The organism is Ligilactobacillus equi DSM 15833 = JCM 10991 (assembly GCF_000615765.1).
Lineage (GTDB): Bacteria > Bacillota > Bacilli > Lactobacillales > Lactobacillaceae > Ligilactobacillus > Ligilactobacillus equi.
This window is the reverse complement of sequence record NZ_BAMI01000052.1, coordinates 1-14771: the sequence shown is the minus strand read 5'-3', so window position 1 is coordinate 14771 and position 14771 is coordinate 1. Positions and strand designations below refer to the sequence as shown.

General features: G+C 39.7%; 12 protein-coding genes and 4 pseudogenes. All 16 read left to right on the top strand.

The window, feature by feature from the left end; genetic code table 11:
* Positions 1–152: 152 nt before the first annotated feature.
* The 16 genes and pseudogenes from JCM10991_RS09550 to JCM10991_RS09475 all read left to right on the top strand — a co-directional run bounded on the left by JCM10991_RS09550 (position 153) and on the right by JCM10991_RS09475 (position 14760).
* Entirely contained in the window at positions 153–1031 is an 879-nt protein-coding gene (locus JCM10991_RS09550) for a GRP family sugar transporter (protein WP_025021313.1), read from the top strand.
* Between the two features lie 99 nt (positions 1032–1130).
* A complete protein-coding gene (locus JCM10991_RS09545; RefSeq protein ID WP_025021312.1) occupies positions 1131–1619 on the top strand; it encodes a hypothetical protein in 489 nt (162 codons plus the stop codon).
* Positions 1620–1718: 99 nt separating this feature from the next.
* A pseudogene (locus JCM10991_RS13605) lies at positions 1719–2275 on the top strand (phenolic acid decarboxylase).
* 57 nt (positions 2276–2332) lie between these two features.
* Positions 2333–2860: a PadR family transcriptional regulator gene (locus JCM10991_RS09535; protein WP_025021311.1), complete on the top strand. Its 528-nt coding sequence runs from the start codon at positions 2333–2335 to the stop codon at positions 2858–2860.
* A gap of 340 nt (positions 2861–3200) precedes the next feature.
* Complete coding sequence (locus JCM10991_RS09530; protein WP_025021310.1) at positions 3201–4250, top strand: methionine ABC transporter ATP-binding protein; 1050 nt, start codon at positions 3201–3203, stop codon at positions 4248–4250.
* Positions 4240–4929 (top strand): methionine ABC transporter permease, encoded by a 690-nt coding sequence (locus tag JCM10991_RS09525; RefSeq protein ID WP_025021309.1) that lies wholly within the window; start codon positions 4240–4242, stop codon positions 4927–4929. The genes JCM10991_RS09530 and JCM10991_RS09525 overlap by 11 nt, the downstream gene beginning before the upstream one ends.
* A gap of 40 nt (positions 4930–4969) precedes the next feature.
* Positions 4970–5788: a MetQ/NlpA family ABC transporter substrate-binding protein gene (locus JCM10991_RS09520; protein ID WP_023860075.1), complete on the top strand. Its 819-nt coding sequence runs from the start codon at positions 4970–4972 to the stop codon at positions 5786–5788.
* 81 nt (positions 5789–5869) lie between these two features.
* Positions 5870–6655 carry a tyrosine-protein phosphatase gene (locus JCM10991_RS09515; protein WP_023860074.1) on the top strand — a complete coding sequence of 262 codons (786 nt, stop codon included), beginning with the start codon at positions 5870–5872 and terminating at the stop codon, positions 6653–6655.
* A complete protein-coding gene (locus JCM10991_RS09510; RefSeq protein ID WP_035188698.1) occupies positions 6636–7034 on the top strand; it encodes a (deoxy)nucleoside triphosphate pyrophosphohydrolase in 399 nt (132 codons plus the stop codon). Before JCM10991_RS09515 ends, JCM10991_RS09510 begins: the two co-directional genes overlap by 20 nt.
* Positions 7024–9857: pseudogene (locus tag JCM10991_RS13600) on the top strand (DUF3427 domain-containing protein). The gene JCM10991_RS09510 and the pseudogene JCM10991_RS13600 overlap by 11 nt, the downstream one beginning before the upstream one ends.
* A gap of 208 nt (positions 9858–10065) precedes the next feature.
* Positions 10066–11551 (top strand): annotated as a pseudogene (gene guaB / locus JCM10991_RS13595) (IMP dehydrogenase).
* Positions 11552–11705: 154 nt separating this feature from the next.
* Positions 11706–12017, top strand: a complete 312-nt coding sequence (locus JCM10991_RS15895; RefSeq protein WP_025021307.1) for a metal-sulfur cluster assembly factor — start codon at positions 11706–11708, stop codon at positions 12015–12017.
* A 3-nt stretch (positions 12018–12020) separates the two neighbouring features.
* Complete coding sequence (locus JCM10991_RS15890) at positions 12021–12254, top strand: DUF1858 domain-containing protein (protein ID WP_025021306.1); 234 nt, start codon at positions 12021–12023, stop codon at positions 12252–12254.
* A pseudogene (locus JCM10991_RS13590) lies at positions 12247–13607 on the top strand (DUF438 domain-containing protein). The gene JCM10991_RS15890 and the pseudogene JCM10991_RS13590 overlap by 8 nt, the downstream one beginning before the upstream one ends.
* A gap of 350 nt (positions 13608–13957) precedes the next feature.
* A complete protein-coding gene (locus JCM10991_RS13585; RefSeq protein ID WP_025021305.1) occupies positions 13958–14359 on the top strand; it encodes a LytR/AlgR family response regulator transcription factor in 402 nt (133 codons plus the stop codon).
* The gene (locus JCM10991_RS09475) at positions 14356–14760 is read left to right on the top strand and encodes a DUF3021 family protein (RefSeq protein ID WP_025021304.1); all 405 of its coding nucleotides are present in this window, start codon (positions 14356–14358) and stop codon (positions 14758–14760) included. Before JCM10991_RS13585 ends, JCM10991_RS09475 begins: the two co-directional genes overlap by 4 nt.
* Positions 14761–14771 lie beyond the last annotated feature (11 nt).

The following is a 14771-nucleotide window of genomic DNA, read 5'->3' as shown; positions in this document are numbered from 1 at the left end:
TAAATAACTATAATAAAATACTATTGACGCAATTAGTATAGTCTAGTAAAATTGTTATTCATGAGAAGAGAAGAATTTTAGTAAGTAAAAATGGAAAGGTTTTCATTTTTGCTTGCATTAATTATTTTAAATGCATAGAGAGGAAGTATACCGTGAGTATTTTAGTCGGATTAATTCCAGCAATTGGTTGGGGGTTAATGCCCCTATTAACTTCAAAAGCTGGTGGAAGAGAATCAAATCAAATCGTAGGGACTGGGTTAGGGGCTGTGGCAGTCGGCATTATTGCAACAGTAGTAACTCAAACACACTTATCTTTGAATTTTGCCATTTATGCCTTTATCTGTGGGGCTTTATGGACAATTGGTCAAATCGGACAATTTGTTTCTTTTAACCGCATTGGTTTAACCGTAACCGCACCTTTGTCATCAGCCTTACAATTAGTCGGGAACTCTATCTTAGGGGTTTTGTTCTTTAGTCAATGGCAAGGGCCAAAGCACTTAATGATTGGTTTTGGAGCTTTGCTTTTAGTGGTTATTGGGGTAGTTTTAACTTCAAAAGTTGATCCGAATAAGTTAGGCGCCCAAAAAGGTAATGCCGTGACAGTCAAGGACTTTATGTTCTTGTTAGCTACAACAATTGGGTACTGGATTTATTCTTCTTTCCCAAGTATGCCAATGGTTCAAGGGGCAAGCTCCACAGAATTATTCTTGCCCGAAGTTTTAGGGATTTTATTTGGGGGCTTGGTTTATTCAATCTTTACCAAAAATGCAGGCGTTTTAACTCAAAAGGAAACTTGGAAGAGTGCTTTAGGAGGTTTAGCCTGGGGGGTAGCTGGTTTAGCCTACATCTTCTCCGGACAAATGAACGGGACTAACATGGCTTTCATTTTAACACAACTAAGTGTTTTAATTTCAACTCTTGGTGGGATTGTGGTCATGCACGAAACAAAGACTCGTTATGAATTACGCTACACTTTAATCGGGTTAGCGCTATTGGTTATTGGTTCAATCTTAACCTCATTTGCAAATTAACTTTTAAAGAACAGTCAACGGGGCTGTTCTTTTTCTTTTAGCTGACGATATAGCATGTTAGAATAATATCTAGAATAAAAACGTGAAAGGGGTACAAAAATGGAAATTACTGTGGCAGATTTTATTGAAAAAGTAGCGAATGAAGCATACCAAACAGAACTACAATTGGTTTCCGCTACTGAAGTACAAGGTACTAAGCTGGAAAAACACTTGTATGAGATGGTGAGTTTATTTGGGCAATTAATGGAAGAAGGTCAACTTGCCCAAGTTACTTGTCGGGCTGAAAACGCAGGTCAAGTGACGGAATATAGCTTAGAAAGTGGGATTATCAATCTACCTTTTGCAGATATCAAAAAAGTAGACAACTTTTTTGATGATTTAGAAACAACTGTGGAGGTTAAGGTTAACTTGATTGTGAAGGATGAAAATCTGAATGCCTCCAAATTCCGAATTGATAGTCTGTTGACCGTAGCCGAACTTTTGGCAGATCCCAGTCAAGGCTTACAGGTAATTAGTGATCGGGCGCTGGCTTTGAGTCAAGTTATTCAAAACAATTTAGAAGTGGCTGAAGTTACCGCAGAAGTTTAAACTTTAGCGTCTGTAAGGACGCTTTTTCTTTTTCTTGACTTTATGTCGATATAGTCATAAAATTTTTATGTAAATAACGACATAAAATAGGAGGGAATCATGGCAAATCTAAATCGCTTAGGAATAAAAGTTTTTAAAACTTTAGAGGACTTTGTGGGGACCCACTTTGTTTACACTTACGATAATGGTTGGGAGTACGAATGGTATTGTAAGAATGATCATACTGTAGACTATCGCATTCACGGTGGGATGGTGAAAGGTCGTTGGGTTAAAGACCAAGAAGCACACATTACTATGATTACGGAAGGGGTCTATAAGATTGCCTGGACTGAACCTACCGGCACCGATGTGGCTTTGGACTTTGTTCCCAATGAAAAGAAACTTAACGGGACGATTTTCTTTCCTCGTTGGGTCAAAGAACATCCTGAAATCACGGTTTGTTTCCAAAATGATCACATTGATTTGATGAAAGAATCACGAGAAAAGTACCCAACTTACCCTAAGATGGTGGTGCCTGAATTTGCATCCATCACTTACATGGGGGACGCGGGTGTAAATAATGAAGAAGTCATCGCCCAAGCGCCATATGATGCATGACTGCCGACATTCGTGAAGGGCGTTTCTATGACGAAAACTACTGTCAATTAAAGAAATAATTTTGAAAAATCTCGACCGAGCTAGTAAAATTAGCAATGAAGGTGGGGATTTTTATTATGCCAAAGAAAAGAACGTTACCCTATATTATCCTAGGAATTTTAGCCCAAAAAGATGAACAAACTGGCCGTCAAATTACCTTGCAGTTTCAAAATGAAATTGGCGAATTTTGGAAAGCGGCTCATAGTCAAATTTATCCAGAATTAAAAAAAATGGTGGCTGATGACTGGATTGAAAAGCAAACTCATGCCGGAAATGATAAGGAAATTTATTATCGTTTGACGCCTAAAGGACAAGCAGAACTCTCAGCTTGGATTACCCAACCAATTGATGAACTTCCCGTGAGTCAGGATATTTTTTCCCTGAAGTTGTTCTTCATCCAAGAAGCTACCGATCCACGGATTAAAACTATGATAGCTGAGGAAAGAGCGCTCCTTAAAAAGCAATTGGCACATCTGAAAGAGCGGGAACACCTCTTATTTGATGGGCATGTTAACCAAGGCAGTTATGGTCACTATTTGATTTTAAAGCGAGCTATCGCACGGTTAAAAAGTCAGTTGGTCTGGTTAGATACGGTTGAAAATTAAAAAATCAAAATGGTTGACAAAGCGAATTTTAATCTGTATATTAAACGTAAGCTATTTGAATATAAGAAAAAACGTTGAAGAGAAGAGTAGTTTTTGAATCGTGCGACAGAGAATCCCGGAAGCTGAAAAGGGTGTACGTGCAGGAAATGAAGATGAGCTCGGAGTTTGATTAGGGGTGCAAGCTCCTAATCCGTTGAGATGCGATATAATTGACGACTTGAAAATGAGTTAGTAAGGTCTTTTGGTGTGAACCAGAAGATAAATAAAGGTGGTACCACGGTCTGCGTCCTTTAGGGATGGAGGCCTTTTTTGTTGCCAAAAATTAGAAAGGGAGAAAACCATGATTGAGTTAAAAAATATTAACAAAACCTTTGAAACTGCCGATGGTCCGGTCCATGCGGTTAATGATGTTAACTTAACCATTCAAGATGGGGATGTGTACGGCATTGTTGGTTTCTCTGGTGCCGGGAAGAGTACCCTGGTTCGGATGTTAAATGGGTTAGAAAAGCCCACGAGTGGGCAAGTGATTATTAATGGGACTCAAATTAATACTTTGGGTGGTGTAGCCTTACGTCAAGAAAGAAAGAAGATTGGGATGATTTTCCAACACTTCAACTTACTGTGGTCGCGAACAGTTTTAGAAAACATCATGTTCCCACTGGAATTAGATAAGCAGTTATCTAAGCATGAACGCGAAGAAAAGGCCAAGCATTTGGCTGATTTAGTTGGTTTGGGAGACCGCATTCACGCTTACCCTTCCCAATTGTCTGGGGGACAAAAGCAAAGAGTCGGGATTGCCCGAGCCTTGGCGAATGATCCGGATATCTTGATTTCTGATGAAGCAACTTCCGCGCTAGATCCGCAAACCACGGATGAAGTTTTGGATGTCTTGGAAAGTATCAATCGCCAAATGGACTTGACGATTGTGATTATTACTCATGAAATGCACGTTATTCGGCGTTTAGCTGATAAGGTGGCAGTTATGGAAGCTGGGCGGGTAATCGAAGAAGGACCTGTTTCTCAAGTCTTTACCCACCCACAAGAAGAATTGACTAAACGTTTCGTGAATGCAGAGATTGACACCAGTCAAGAACCAGATATTAAGGAAGTTACTAAACAACTCTTAGCTAAGTACCCTCACGGGCGCTTGGTGAGGTTACACTTCCATGGTGATCAAGTGCAAATGCCAGTCTTAAGTGAAGCCATTCGCCAATTCCCTGATTTGGAATTTTCAATTTTAGAAGGTTCCATTCACCAAATGGCAGATAAGGCAGCGACGATGGGAAGTTTGTTCATCCAATTGGTCGGCGACCAAGCCCAAATTGAGGAATGTTTAAATTTCTTTGCCCAAGTTCGGGTGGAAACAGAGGTGATTACAAGTGAACAATAGTACAGGTTTTTTATCATATTTTCAATTTCAAAATGTTAACTGGCCCAACTTGTGGGCTGCAGCCTGGGAAACGGTTTGGGTAACCGTGGTTTCAAGTGCCATTGTGGCTGTCTTAGGTCTGTTACTTGGGCTCCTATTATTTGAAACTCGCAATAGCCAATCACCATTAGTCAAAGCTTTGAACTGGATTGTCGGCGTCATTGTCAATGTTTTTCGGTCGATTCCTTTCATTATTTTGATTGTGCTCTTACTGAATTTCACCAATGTGATTGTGGGAACAATCACTGGTCCAGTGGCGGCTATTCCTTCCTTGGTCTTCTCGGCTGCTCCATTTTATGCGCGGATGGTGGAAATTGCTTTCCGTGAAGTAGATGAAGGGGTTTTAGAGGCTGCTAATGCCATGGGAGCCAGTCGCTGGCAAGTAATCTACAAGGTCTTAGTACCAGAAAGTATGCCAGCCTTGGTTTCTGGGATTACGGTTACAACCATTTCCTTGATTGGTTATACAGCCATGGCTGGGGCTATTGGGGCCGGCGGTTTAGGACAATTAGCTTACACCGACGGTTTCCAATCTTACAATAATGCCATTACCATGGCAGCGACGGTGGCAATTGTCATCATTGTGATGGTTTTCCAATTCATTGGTGACCGAATTGTTAAATCTATTGATAAACGTTAACTAAATTAAAATTCAAAAGAAAGTATATGGGGTGTTTAATATGAAAAAATTTAAGTTATTAAGTCTTTTAACTGGGGTAGCTACGGCTGCTGCTTTGCTTGTCGGCGGAGTCCAAAATGCCAAAGCTGATACGACAATTACTGTTGGGGCTTCCGCTAACCCTCATGCCATCATCTTAAAACATGTGCAAAAGCAATTGAAAGATGAAGGGGTTAACTTGAAGGTTAAGGTCTACAACGACTATGTTTTACCTAACAAAGCTTTGGCTAACGGTGATATTGATGCCAACTACTTCCAACACAAACCATTTTTAGACAACTGGAACAAGCACAACAATGGTTCTTTGATTTCAGTGGGGAACGTGCATTTGGAACCAATTGCTGTTTATTCCAAGGATTATAAGTCTTTGAAGGACTTGCCAAAGGGTGCCAAAGTGGATGTTTCTAGTAACACTGCTGATTATGGTCGGGTTTTACAAATTTTTAAGGATGCTGGTTTGATTACCTTGAAGAAGGGAACTAAACTTTCTTCCGCAACTTTTGACGACATCAAGACTAACAAGAAGAACTTGAAGTTTGTACACACTTTTGAAGCAAAGTTAATGCCTACACTTTACAAGAAGAACGATGCAGCCGCTACTGTTATCAATGCCAACTACGCAGTGCAAGCTGGTTTAAACCCAAAGGATGACTCTATTGCTCGTGAAAGCAGCTCTTCAGACTACGCTAACTTCATTGCTGTTCAAAAGAAAGATAAGAACAACCCTGCTATTAAGAAGTTAGTGAAGGCTTTACAATCTAAGGAAACACAAAGTTGGATTGAAAAGAAGTTCGACGGTGCCGTGTTACCTGCTAAATAAGTAAAAATCTAAGAAAGTCCGGACTCCCGGGCTTTTTTGCGTTACAATGAAAAGAGAATATGTTTTGGGAGATGTAAATAGATGGTCAAGCTATTAGATTTTGAAAATGTCCTCAACTTTCGTGATTTGGGAGGTTATCATACTGCTAAGAAAGCTCGGGTCAAATTCGGTCAAGTATATCGAGCGGGCAGTCTCGCGCATCTAACTGCTTCGGAACAAGCTGATTTGGTAGCTTTGGGAATTCAGGCCGTCATGGACTTCCGGGATTACAGTGAAACTGAGGTTTATCCTGATAACTTGCCGGAAGGGCTGACCTACTATAATTTGCGTGTCTATCCTTTCCGTCGCCATCTTTGGCAAAATTTAGGCCCATTAACTTATCTGAAAATTAGGGCTTGGAAATTGACCTATCAAGAAAAGGTCTACCTGCAAATGGTGTTTGATCCCCATGCTCAAAAAGCTTACCGTAAGTTTTTTCAAATTCTTCTCAAAACACAAGCGCCGCTAATTTTTCACTGTACAGCTGGTAAGGATCGTACGGGTTTAGCTGCATTTTATCTTTTATCAGTTTTAGGAATTCAGGAAGAAGAGGTTAATCAGGATTACTTATTGACCAATTTAGTTTATGCAGCTTATAATGACCAAGATTTAACTCAGCTATTAAGTCAAGGGACAACGGCAAGTCTCGCTCAACGCCTTAATCAAGATTATCACCTGGCTTTAGAAAATCTACAGGTGGTACGACAAGTTTGTCAAATGAAATATGGGACGGTTGTAAATTTTGTAACTCAAGTTTTGGGGGTTAGTCTGCAAGATATTGAAGCATTGAAAGGATGGCTATTAGAAAATGACAAATACACAAATTAGGGCTGTTGCGGCTGTGATTGGTGACGGTCAGGGTCGTTATCTCATGGGACGACGCAAAACTGACCGCATTGCTGGAGGAAAGTGGGAATTCCCCGGGGGAAAAGTTGAAGCTGGTGAAAGCCTTCGAGAAGCTCTCAAACGTGAAATTTGGGAAGAATTAGGTGACCAGGTGGAAATTGGCAATTTAGTATGCTCAACCATTAATCATGATTATCCCTGGGGGCAAGTTACGATAAGTTTCTTTGCAGCAAGTTTAAGCAGTCATCATCTCAAGCAAGTGGCGGCTAGTGAATTTATTTGGGATACCCCAGAAAAATTATTGCAGCTAGATGTTTTACCGGCCTCACGGTCAGTTTTGGAGGAATTAAATGGAGGATAAGTTTCAAGCCGCTATCTTAGCGGGACTCATCGATGGTCAGCACCATCAAATGGAAAGTAAGTTTAGTCCAGAACTTTTGGTTAATGATGGTCCCGAAAGTATCTGGGATAGTCTTAAGGAAGAATTATTGACCTGTCAGAGTTTTGAATGGGTGGTGGCTTTTTGGTCACCATCCATGTTGACTGCCCTTAAGGTTCTTCTTGCTGATTTAGCGGTTCAAGGAGTGCACGGACGGATTTTAACCGGAGCTTATTTAAACTTCAATCAACCCGCAGTTTTCCGGGAATTATTGAAGTTACCCCAAGTGGAAGTACGTTTAAGTGCTAGTCCGGCTTTTCACAGTAAAGGTTATCTTTTTACTCACGCCGGTTATCAAACTGCTATTGTAGGCAGTGCTAATTTTACCCGTAATGCCCTCCTCAAGAATACAGAATGGGCGCTTAAAGTCGCTAGTCAAACGCAAGGGGATTTAACTCAGCGTTTACAAAAACAGTTCCAAGCGGAATGGGACCAAGCCCAAGTTCTTACGCCAGATTGGATCGACTATTACGCCCAAGGTTATCAAGCTCCAAGTCCGCAAGTCACAAATGTAAGTCCAAGTCAATTGGCACCTAATGCTATGCAAAAAGTGGCTTTGACCAACTTAGCTGACCTGCGTCAGCAAGGGCAAAATAAGGGCTTGGTGATTTCTGCTACCGGGACGGGGAAGACTTATTTGGCGGCTTTTGATGTTCAAAAATATCGCCCTCGGCGTTTTCTATTTGTGGTGCATCGTCAACAAATTGCCCAAAAGGCCCTGGAAAGCTTCAAAAAAGTTTTAGGGGGATCTCAACAAGATTATGGGATTTTGAGTGGGGACCGACATGATTACGAGGCTAAGTACCTCTTTGCTACGGTTCAAACCCTTAGTCAGCCGGAAGTTTTGGCCAGTTTTGAACCTACAGATTTTGATTATATGTTAATTGATGAAGCTCACCGCAGTGCGGCGCCGTCTTATTTACGGGTATTAAATTATTTCCAACCGAACTTTCTTTTGGGAATGACGGCTACGCCCGAACGTAGTGATGCTCAAAATATTTTTCAACTTTATGACTATAACGTGGCTTATGAAATTCGCCTGCAAGATGCTTTACAAGCTGAAATGCTCTGTCCTTTTGACTATGTTGGAATCCCAGATTATGAGCCGGAAGGTCAAGCTATCACCGAAAAAACCAGCCTCAAGCAACTTCAAAGTCATCAGCGGTAGATTATCTTGTAGAACAATTGGCCTATTATGGTCAAAGTGAGGTATTACCCAAAGGTTTAATTTTTGTAAGTCGCAAAGAAGAAGCTCAAAAATTAGCTCAGGAACTTACGCAACGTGGGCTATTCAGTCAAGCTTTGACGAATGAAGATAGCCACCAAACCCGCCAAGATGCGGTTGCCAAATTAGAAGCTGGTCAATTGCAATACCTTTTAACGGTGGATATTTTTAATGAGGGGATAGATATTCCGGCTGTTAACCAAGTTATTTTCATGCGTAATACGGAGTCTAGCATTATCTTTACCCAGCAATTAGGGCGTGGTTTGCGCAAGTATCCAGGTAAGCAGAGCGTTTTAGTTTTAGATTTGATTGGTAATTATCAAAACAATTATCTAATTGCCCTAGCTTTGTCAGGTAATCGCAGTGGTCGTAATGACCAAGTCCTTCGTGAAATGACAACACTTAATCACCTAGATTTAACAACTATTAATTTAAGCCGTGTAGCTCAGGAACGGATTTTTGCATCTTTAGAAAAAGTACGTTTAGACAATTTGTCCAGTATAAAGGAAGCTTATCACAACTTAGAAAATAAATTAGGGCAAACACCTAAGCTCTATGACTTCTATCAATTTGGTGACCTGAGCCCTGCGGTCTTTGCGAGGAACAATGGAGTTGGTAATTATACTCAATTCCGTCAAAAAATGGGGCAAAAAACAGCGTTAACCGCCTACCAGGATCAAGTTTTAACCTTTGTTACTAAGGAACTCCTAGAAGGTTTACGCATTCAGGAACTAATTTTACTTTCAGCTTTGATGGATCAAGAGGAAATTTTAGAAGACCATTATCTAGAATTACTTGATCAAGCAGGAGCTTACTACAATGCTGAACTTTTAGCCAGTGTTGATCAAATTTTAAGTTTGGATTTCTTTGCTATTAAAGCGGGAAAGCAACTTAAGTCGGATCAATATGGTCAAGTACCTTTAATCGAACATCAAGGCTTTACCTATCGCCTCGGGGCTAAGTTAGCCCGAGCGCTAGAAGATACGAATTTTAAGGCTGATTTTGAAGATGTTCTCAAGACCGGAATAGCCTTAGGGCAAAAAATGGACCAGCAGCGACAGTTCACCCCTATGCAACAATATACAAGAAAGGACGTTTGTCGGCTCTTAAACTGGCCTAAAGATGTTTCCGCGCCTCTTTATGGTTACCGGGTAACTGAGGAAGTTTGTCCAATTTTTGTGACTTATGACCGTCAGAATTACGCTAACCAAATTGAGGCTAATCGCTACTTAACTTGGTTTACTCGTAGTCCGCGTCACTTAAATTCTCCAGAAGTACAGTTGTTATTAAAAGGGGTTAAAGAGGGTCAACCTCAGGTACGTATTGAGGTCTTTATGAAGCGTAGCGATGCCACTGGCAAGGGTTTTTATTACTTAGGCTCAGCTCAAATTGTAGCGGACAGTGTTCAGGAAGAAAAGGTACCTACCAAGAATGGTCGTACTAAGTCGCATGTGAAGATGTTGCTGGAGTTGCACCGACCATTGAATCATCATGAAGCCAAACTTTTGACGGGAGAGTAATTCGTTTTTCATCTCTCCTAAAGCGACAAGATAGCAAATCGTTCGGAAAGTAATCGTTAATTATGGATGAGAGAAAAATAAAATTTGGAAAAATGCCTAAAAAAGACTTGAAATTTTGATGGAACTTGTGTAAATTAGATAACAATATAAATTTAAGTCTCTGGTAGTAAAAGCTACCCCAAAAAAAGTCAAAGGAGAGTAAAAAATAATGTCTAATTGGGATACGAAGTTTGCGAAAAAGGGTTTAACGTTTGATGATGTGTTGTTAATTCCTGCCGAAAGTAATGTCTTACCTAATGAGGTGGACTTAGGTGTGCAATTAGCCAAAAACATCAAGTTAAATATTCCTGTCATCAGTGCTGGGATGGATACGGTGACGGAATCGGCCATGGCGATTGCCATGCGCGCCAAGGTGGTCTCGGGTGATTCACAAAAATATGACCATCGAACGCCAAGCTGACGAGGTTCGCAAGGTAAAGCGTTCTGAAAGCGGAGTTATCATTGATCCTTTCTTTTTAACTCCAGAACATAAGATTTATGACGCGGAAGCCTTGATGAAGAAATATCGGATTAGCGGGGTTCCTATTGTTGAAACCATGGCTGGTCGCAAATTTGTAGGCATTATTACAAACCGTGATTTACGTTTTGTCCAAGACTCTAACCTAGAAATTGGCCAAGTGATGACTAAAGAAAATCTCGTGACTGCTCCTGAAGGAACATCCTTAAAAGAAGCGGAAGCAATTTTACGTGATAATAAAATTGAAAAATTACCAATGGTTGATCGTGAAGGACGTTTGACAGGTTTGGTAACTATCAAGGATATTGAAAAAGTGGTTGAATTCCCTAATGCGGCTAAAGACCAACATGGGCGCCTTTTAGTGGCAGCGGCTGTCGGGGTAACTTCTGATACCTTTGAACGGGCGAGCGCTTTATTAGAAGCGGGAGCTGATGCCTTAGTGATTGACACCGCCCACGGTCACTCTGCGGGGGTAATTCGCAAGATTAAAGAAATTCGCCAAACTTATCCAGAGGCAACTTTGATTGCTGGTAATGTGGCCACAGCAGAAGCAACACGTGCACTTTATGAAGTTGGGGTTGATGTTGTAAAAGTTGGTATTGGACCTGGGTCAATTTGTACCACTCGTGTAGTTGCTGGGGTTGGGGTACCACAAATTACCGCTATCTATGATGCGGCTGCAGTTGCCCGTGAATATGGTCGTGCCATCATTGCTGATGGAGGGATTAAATATTCCGGTGATATTGTTAAAGCGATTGCTGCTGGGGGCTTTGCTGTGATGCTAGGTTCCATGTTAGCCGGGACTGATGAAGCACCAGGGGAAACTGAAATTTTCCAAGGTCGGCGTTTCAAGACATACCGGGGGATGGGTTCCATGGGAGCTATGGACTCTACGCACGGTTCTTCTGATCGTTACTTCCAAAGTGGAGTTAACGAGGCGAATAAGTTAGTACCAGAAGGAATTGAAGGTCGGGTCGCTTACAAGGGTAAAACAGCCGATGTTGTTTACCAAATGATTGGTGGTTTACGTTCTGGAATGGGTTACTGTGGGGCAGCAACCTTAGCAGATTTACGTGAAAATGCTCAATTTGTACAAATTACTGGGGCTGGTTTAGTTGAATCTCACCCACACGATGTGCAAATTACTAATGAAGCACCAAACTATTCTGTACACTAACAATAATAAATTAATTTAAATCCTGCTCTTTCGGAGCAGGATTTATTTGCGTTAAGAACTATCAACTTGTAAAATAAGATTGCAGATATAAAATATTAAAAGTTATAACTAAAACGACATAAAATTCAAAAAAGCTAAGCAAGCAGGTGAAAAAATGGACCAAGAAAAACTGGTAAATGATATTTTAACTGCCCTAGGTCGAGTAATTGATCCTGAGTTGGGAATTGATATTTTAAATCTTGGGTTGATTTATGATGTGGAGGTTAATGAGCATACGGCATTAGTGAAAATGACTCTAACCACGATGGGGTGTCCTCTGAGTGATATCTTAGAGGCTAATATCAAAAAAGAAATAACTCAAATTGAAGGTATTGATGATTGCCAAGTGAAAATTGTTTGGTATCCGGTTTGGACAGCAGATAAGATTAGTGAGGCAGGTAAGCGGGCACTGGGACTTGTGAGGTAGATAATGGAAAAAGTAGTAGATTTTGAATGTCCGATTTATGAAATGGCCAAGGATAATCCAGAATTTATTCAAATTATGTATGACCTTGGCTTTACGAAAATTAAAATTCCGGGAATGTTAACTTCAGTAGGAAGAATTGTTAACTTAAAAAAAGGTTCGCGTGCGATGGGAATCGATTTACAGGAAATTAAGGCGAAATTTGAAGTACATGGATATGAGGTGAAAAATTTTGACTAAGAAAGATGAAAGTGTTTATCGTCAAGAAAAGATTGTTGAGATTTTAAACTTTATTCATCAAGGCGGTGATTTTGAAACCGCTAAGACGATGTTTAATGAAACATTTGAACACGTTGATGTCGCTGAAATTACAATGCTGAACGCCAACTCATTGCTAATGGTCTTGATCCACAAGAAATTCAAAATCTCTGTAATGTTCATGCTGCGGTTTTTAAAGGGGCGATTTCTAATGATTCCCAAACGCCTGCTTTTGAAAAGCCAGGCCACCCAGTGGCGACTATGAAGTTGGAAAATATGGTAATTACTTCTTTAATTGAGGATGAACTTTTACCTGTTTTAAAAAAGTGGCAACAAGACGGTCAAAACCCGACCTATCTTGAGCGGATGCGTCAAGCTCTAAAAGACTTAGCAACCATTGACTATCATTATAACCGTAAAGAAAATACACTTTTTCCTCTGATGGATAAGTACGGTATTACTGCTCCGCCACAAGTTATGTGGGGGGTAGATGATAAAATACGTGACCTAATTAAGCGGGCTAATAGTTTAGTTAATCAGGAACCGCTACCGGACAAGTATGAAATTGAAGCTGCAGTAGAGGAAGCCTGTAAAGAAGTTACGGAAATGATTTTTAAAGAAGAAGCAATTATGATTCCGATGTTGGATGAAGTTGCTAAGGCTTCCGATTGGAAACTAGTACGTCAAGATGAAGAAGAAATGCGCTATACTTTAATTTCGAAACCAATCATGTGGCGTCCCACAACAGAAGAACTCGCGCAAGATGCCAATAAGGAGCCTTCAGAAATTGCCCAACAACTTAATGAAATGGCCAAGAATTTAGCGCGTCAAGAAGAACTTGATGAAGGCTTAGAAGAAGAGCGAGTTAATTCAGATGGCTCAGAAAAAAGTAGCCCCCAAACACAAGTAGTAATTCCAGGACTTAAGAATGCGGAAATTAGTTTTCCTTCGGGGAAACTGTCATTAACGGAATTAACGGCAGTTTTAAAAGCACTTCCGCTTGAGTTGACTTTTGTTGATAAAAATGATCGGGTAAAATATTTTACGGGGAATCCTAACCCACTTTTTCCAAGAACAAGGAGTGTTTTAGGGAGAAAGGTCTTTAATTGTCACCCACCTCGGGCTTTACCATATGTTAAGAAAATTTTTGCTGATTTTCATGCTGGTAAAGAAACTAAGGTTACACGTTGGTTTAATCTTCATGATAGTGTCTTTGTTTACATTCAATACTTAGCATTACATGATGAAGCGGGAAATTATTTAGGATGTCTTGAAACCGTGCAAGATATTACTGATTTAAGAAAATTAACTGGTGAACGACGTCGGGTTGAATAATAAAAAGTAATCCGTTGAATCTGAAGAAAGTCAGATTTAGCGGATTTTTTGTAGCAATCAAATTATTTTCAAACCGCTTGCCCTTAAATAAAAGCCGTTTATCGCAAAAAGGTGGGAATTTTGTTGGAGAAAAATTAGAATCAAATTGAGGAGGGAGATAACACTTATTAAAGTAAGTAAACTAGTCAAAGATTTAGACAGCAAGTTGTCGTAAATACGGTTAACGGAATGATTTCTTTAGGGAAAATAACGTAAATTAGAGTATATTTTTAATTGTGATAATGTAAGGTAAGTTTAGAGAAGGTGGTTGATTATACGTGATGAAAATAAGGTTTAAAAAGGTTTCTGGGATGAAAATTGGTGATATTTTTGTTGAAATTTCAGCTCGGGAATACAATCAACAAGTACAAAAATTAGAAGTAAAACTCCAAGAGCCGAATGATATAAATATTAAGGTGGATGGTCGTGTGGTTAAAATTCTCTTGAAAGAGTTAGAATCAGTGGAGGTTTTAGGTGATTATTTAAAACTTTATCCCCAAGGATTATTATTTCGCGGGACGTTGAGTCAATTTTTAACAAGGTTACCTTTAAATTTTATACAGGTTTCCCGAAGTACGGTGATTAATTTAAATTTTTTACAAAAAGTAGAACCAGCATTATCGGGAAATAAAATTGCTAAATTGTATTCAGGACAACCGGTGTCTATTAGCCGTAGATATTGGAAAGATGTTCGAGAAAGGATTTTACAATGAAATTTGTTAGTAATATGATACAAAGTATGATTATCGGAATGGGGTTTTCTTGCACCGCTTGTTTAGTTTGTTTTAGTTTATACGGTCTAACATTGCGGCCTGCACATATGTTTTTTGCGCTTTCTTTTGGTATATTTTGTGGAATTATCTCTAGTAGTTTAGAATTTCGTAGTTACTATATCCTAGTGCCAGTTCACTATATCTTAATTTTGGTAGCGTTTGTTTTGTTTTGTCGCTTATTTAAAATGAATTTTGAATTTAATTGGTTTGTATTTGTAGTTATGTATACAATAATTTATCTAATTTGCTGGGGAATTTTATATAGCTATGACTGGTTAGAAGTGCGTAAGGTTAACCATCGTCTTTCGCAAATGAAAAATAATAATTCAAATAAACATTAAAATTTTTATCG

Bases quoted from the DNA above. Each gene is read 5' to 3' on its own strand.
- JCM10991_RS09545 (WP_025021312.1), top strand. From the start codon at position 1,131: ATGGAAATTACTGTGGCAGATTTTATTGAAAAAGTAGCGAATGAAGCA.
- JCM10991_RS09535 (WP_025021311.1), top strand. From the start codon at position 2,333: ATGCCAAAGAAAAGAACGTTACCCTATATTATCCTAGGAATTTTAGCC.
- JCM10991_RS09530 (WP_025021310.1), top strand. From the start codon at position 3,201: ATGATTGAGTTAAAAAATATTAACAAAACCTTTGAAACTGCCGATGGT.
- JCM10991_RS09520 (WP_023860075.1), top strand. From the start codon at position 4,970: ATGAAAAAATTTAAGTTATTAAGTCTTTTAACTGGGGTAGCTACGGCT.
- JCM10991_RS09515 (WP_023860074.1), top strand. From the start codon at position 5,870: ATGGTCAAGCTATTAGATTTTGAAAATGTCCTCAACTTTCGTGATTTG.
- JCM10991_RS09510 (WP_035188698.1), top strand. From the start codon at position 6,636: ATGACAAATACACAAATTAGGGCTGTTGCGGCTGTGATTGGTGACGGT.
- JCM10991_RS15895 (WP_025021307.1), top strand. From the start codon at position 11,706: ATGGACCAAGAAAAACTGGTAAATGATATTTTAACTGCCCTAGGTCGA.
- JCM10991_RS15890 (WP_025021306.1), top strand. From the start codon at position 12,021: ATGGAAAAAGTAGTAGATTTTGAATGTCCGATTTATGAAATGGCCAAG.
- JCM10991_RS13585 (WP_025021305.1), top strand. From the start codon at position 13,958: ATGAAAATTGGTGATATTTTTGTTGAAATTTCAGCTCGGGAATACAAT.
- JCM10991_RS09475 (WP_025021304.1), top strand. From the start codon at position 14,356: ATGAAATTTGTTAGTAATATGATACAAAGTATGATTATCGGAATGGGG.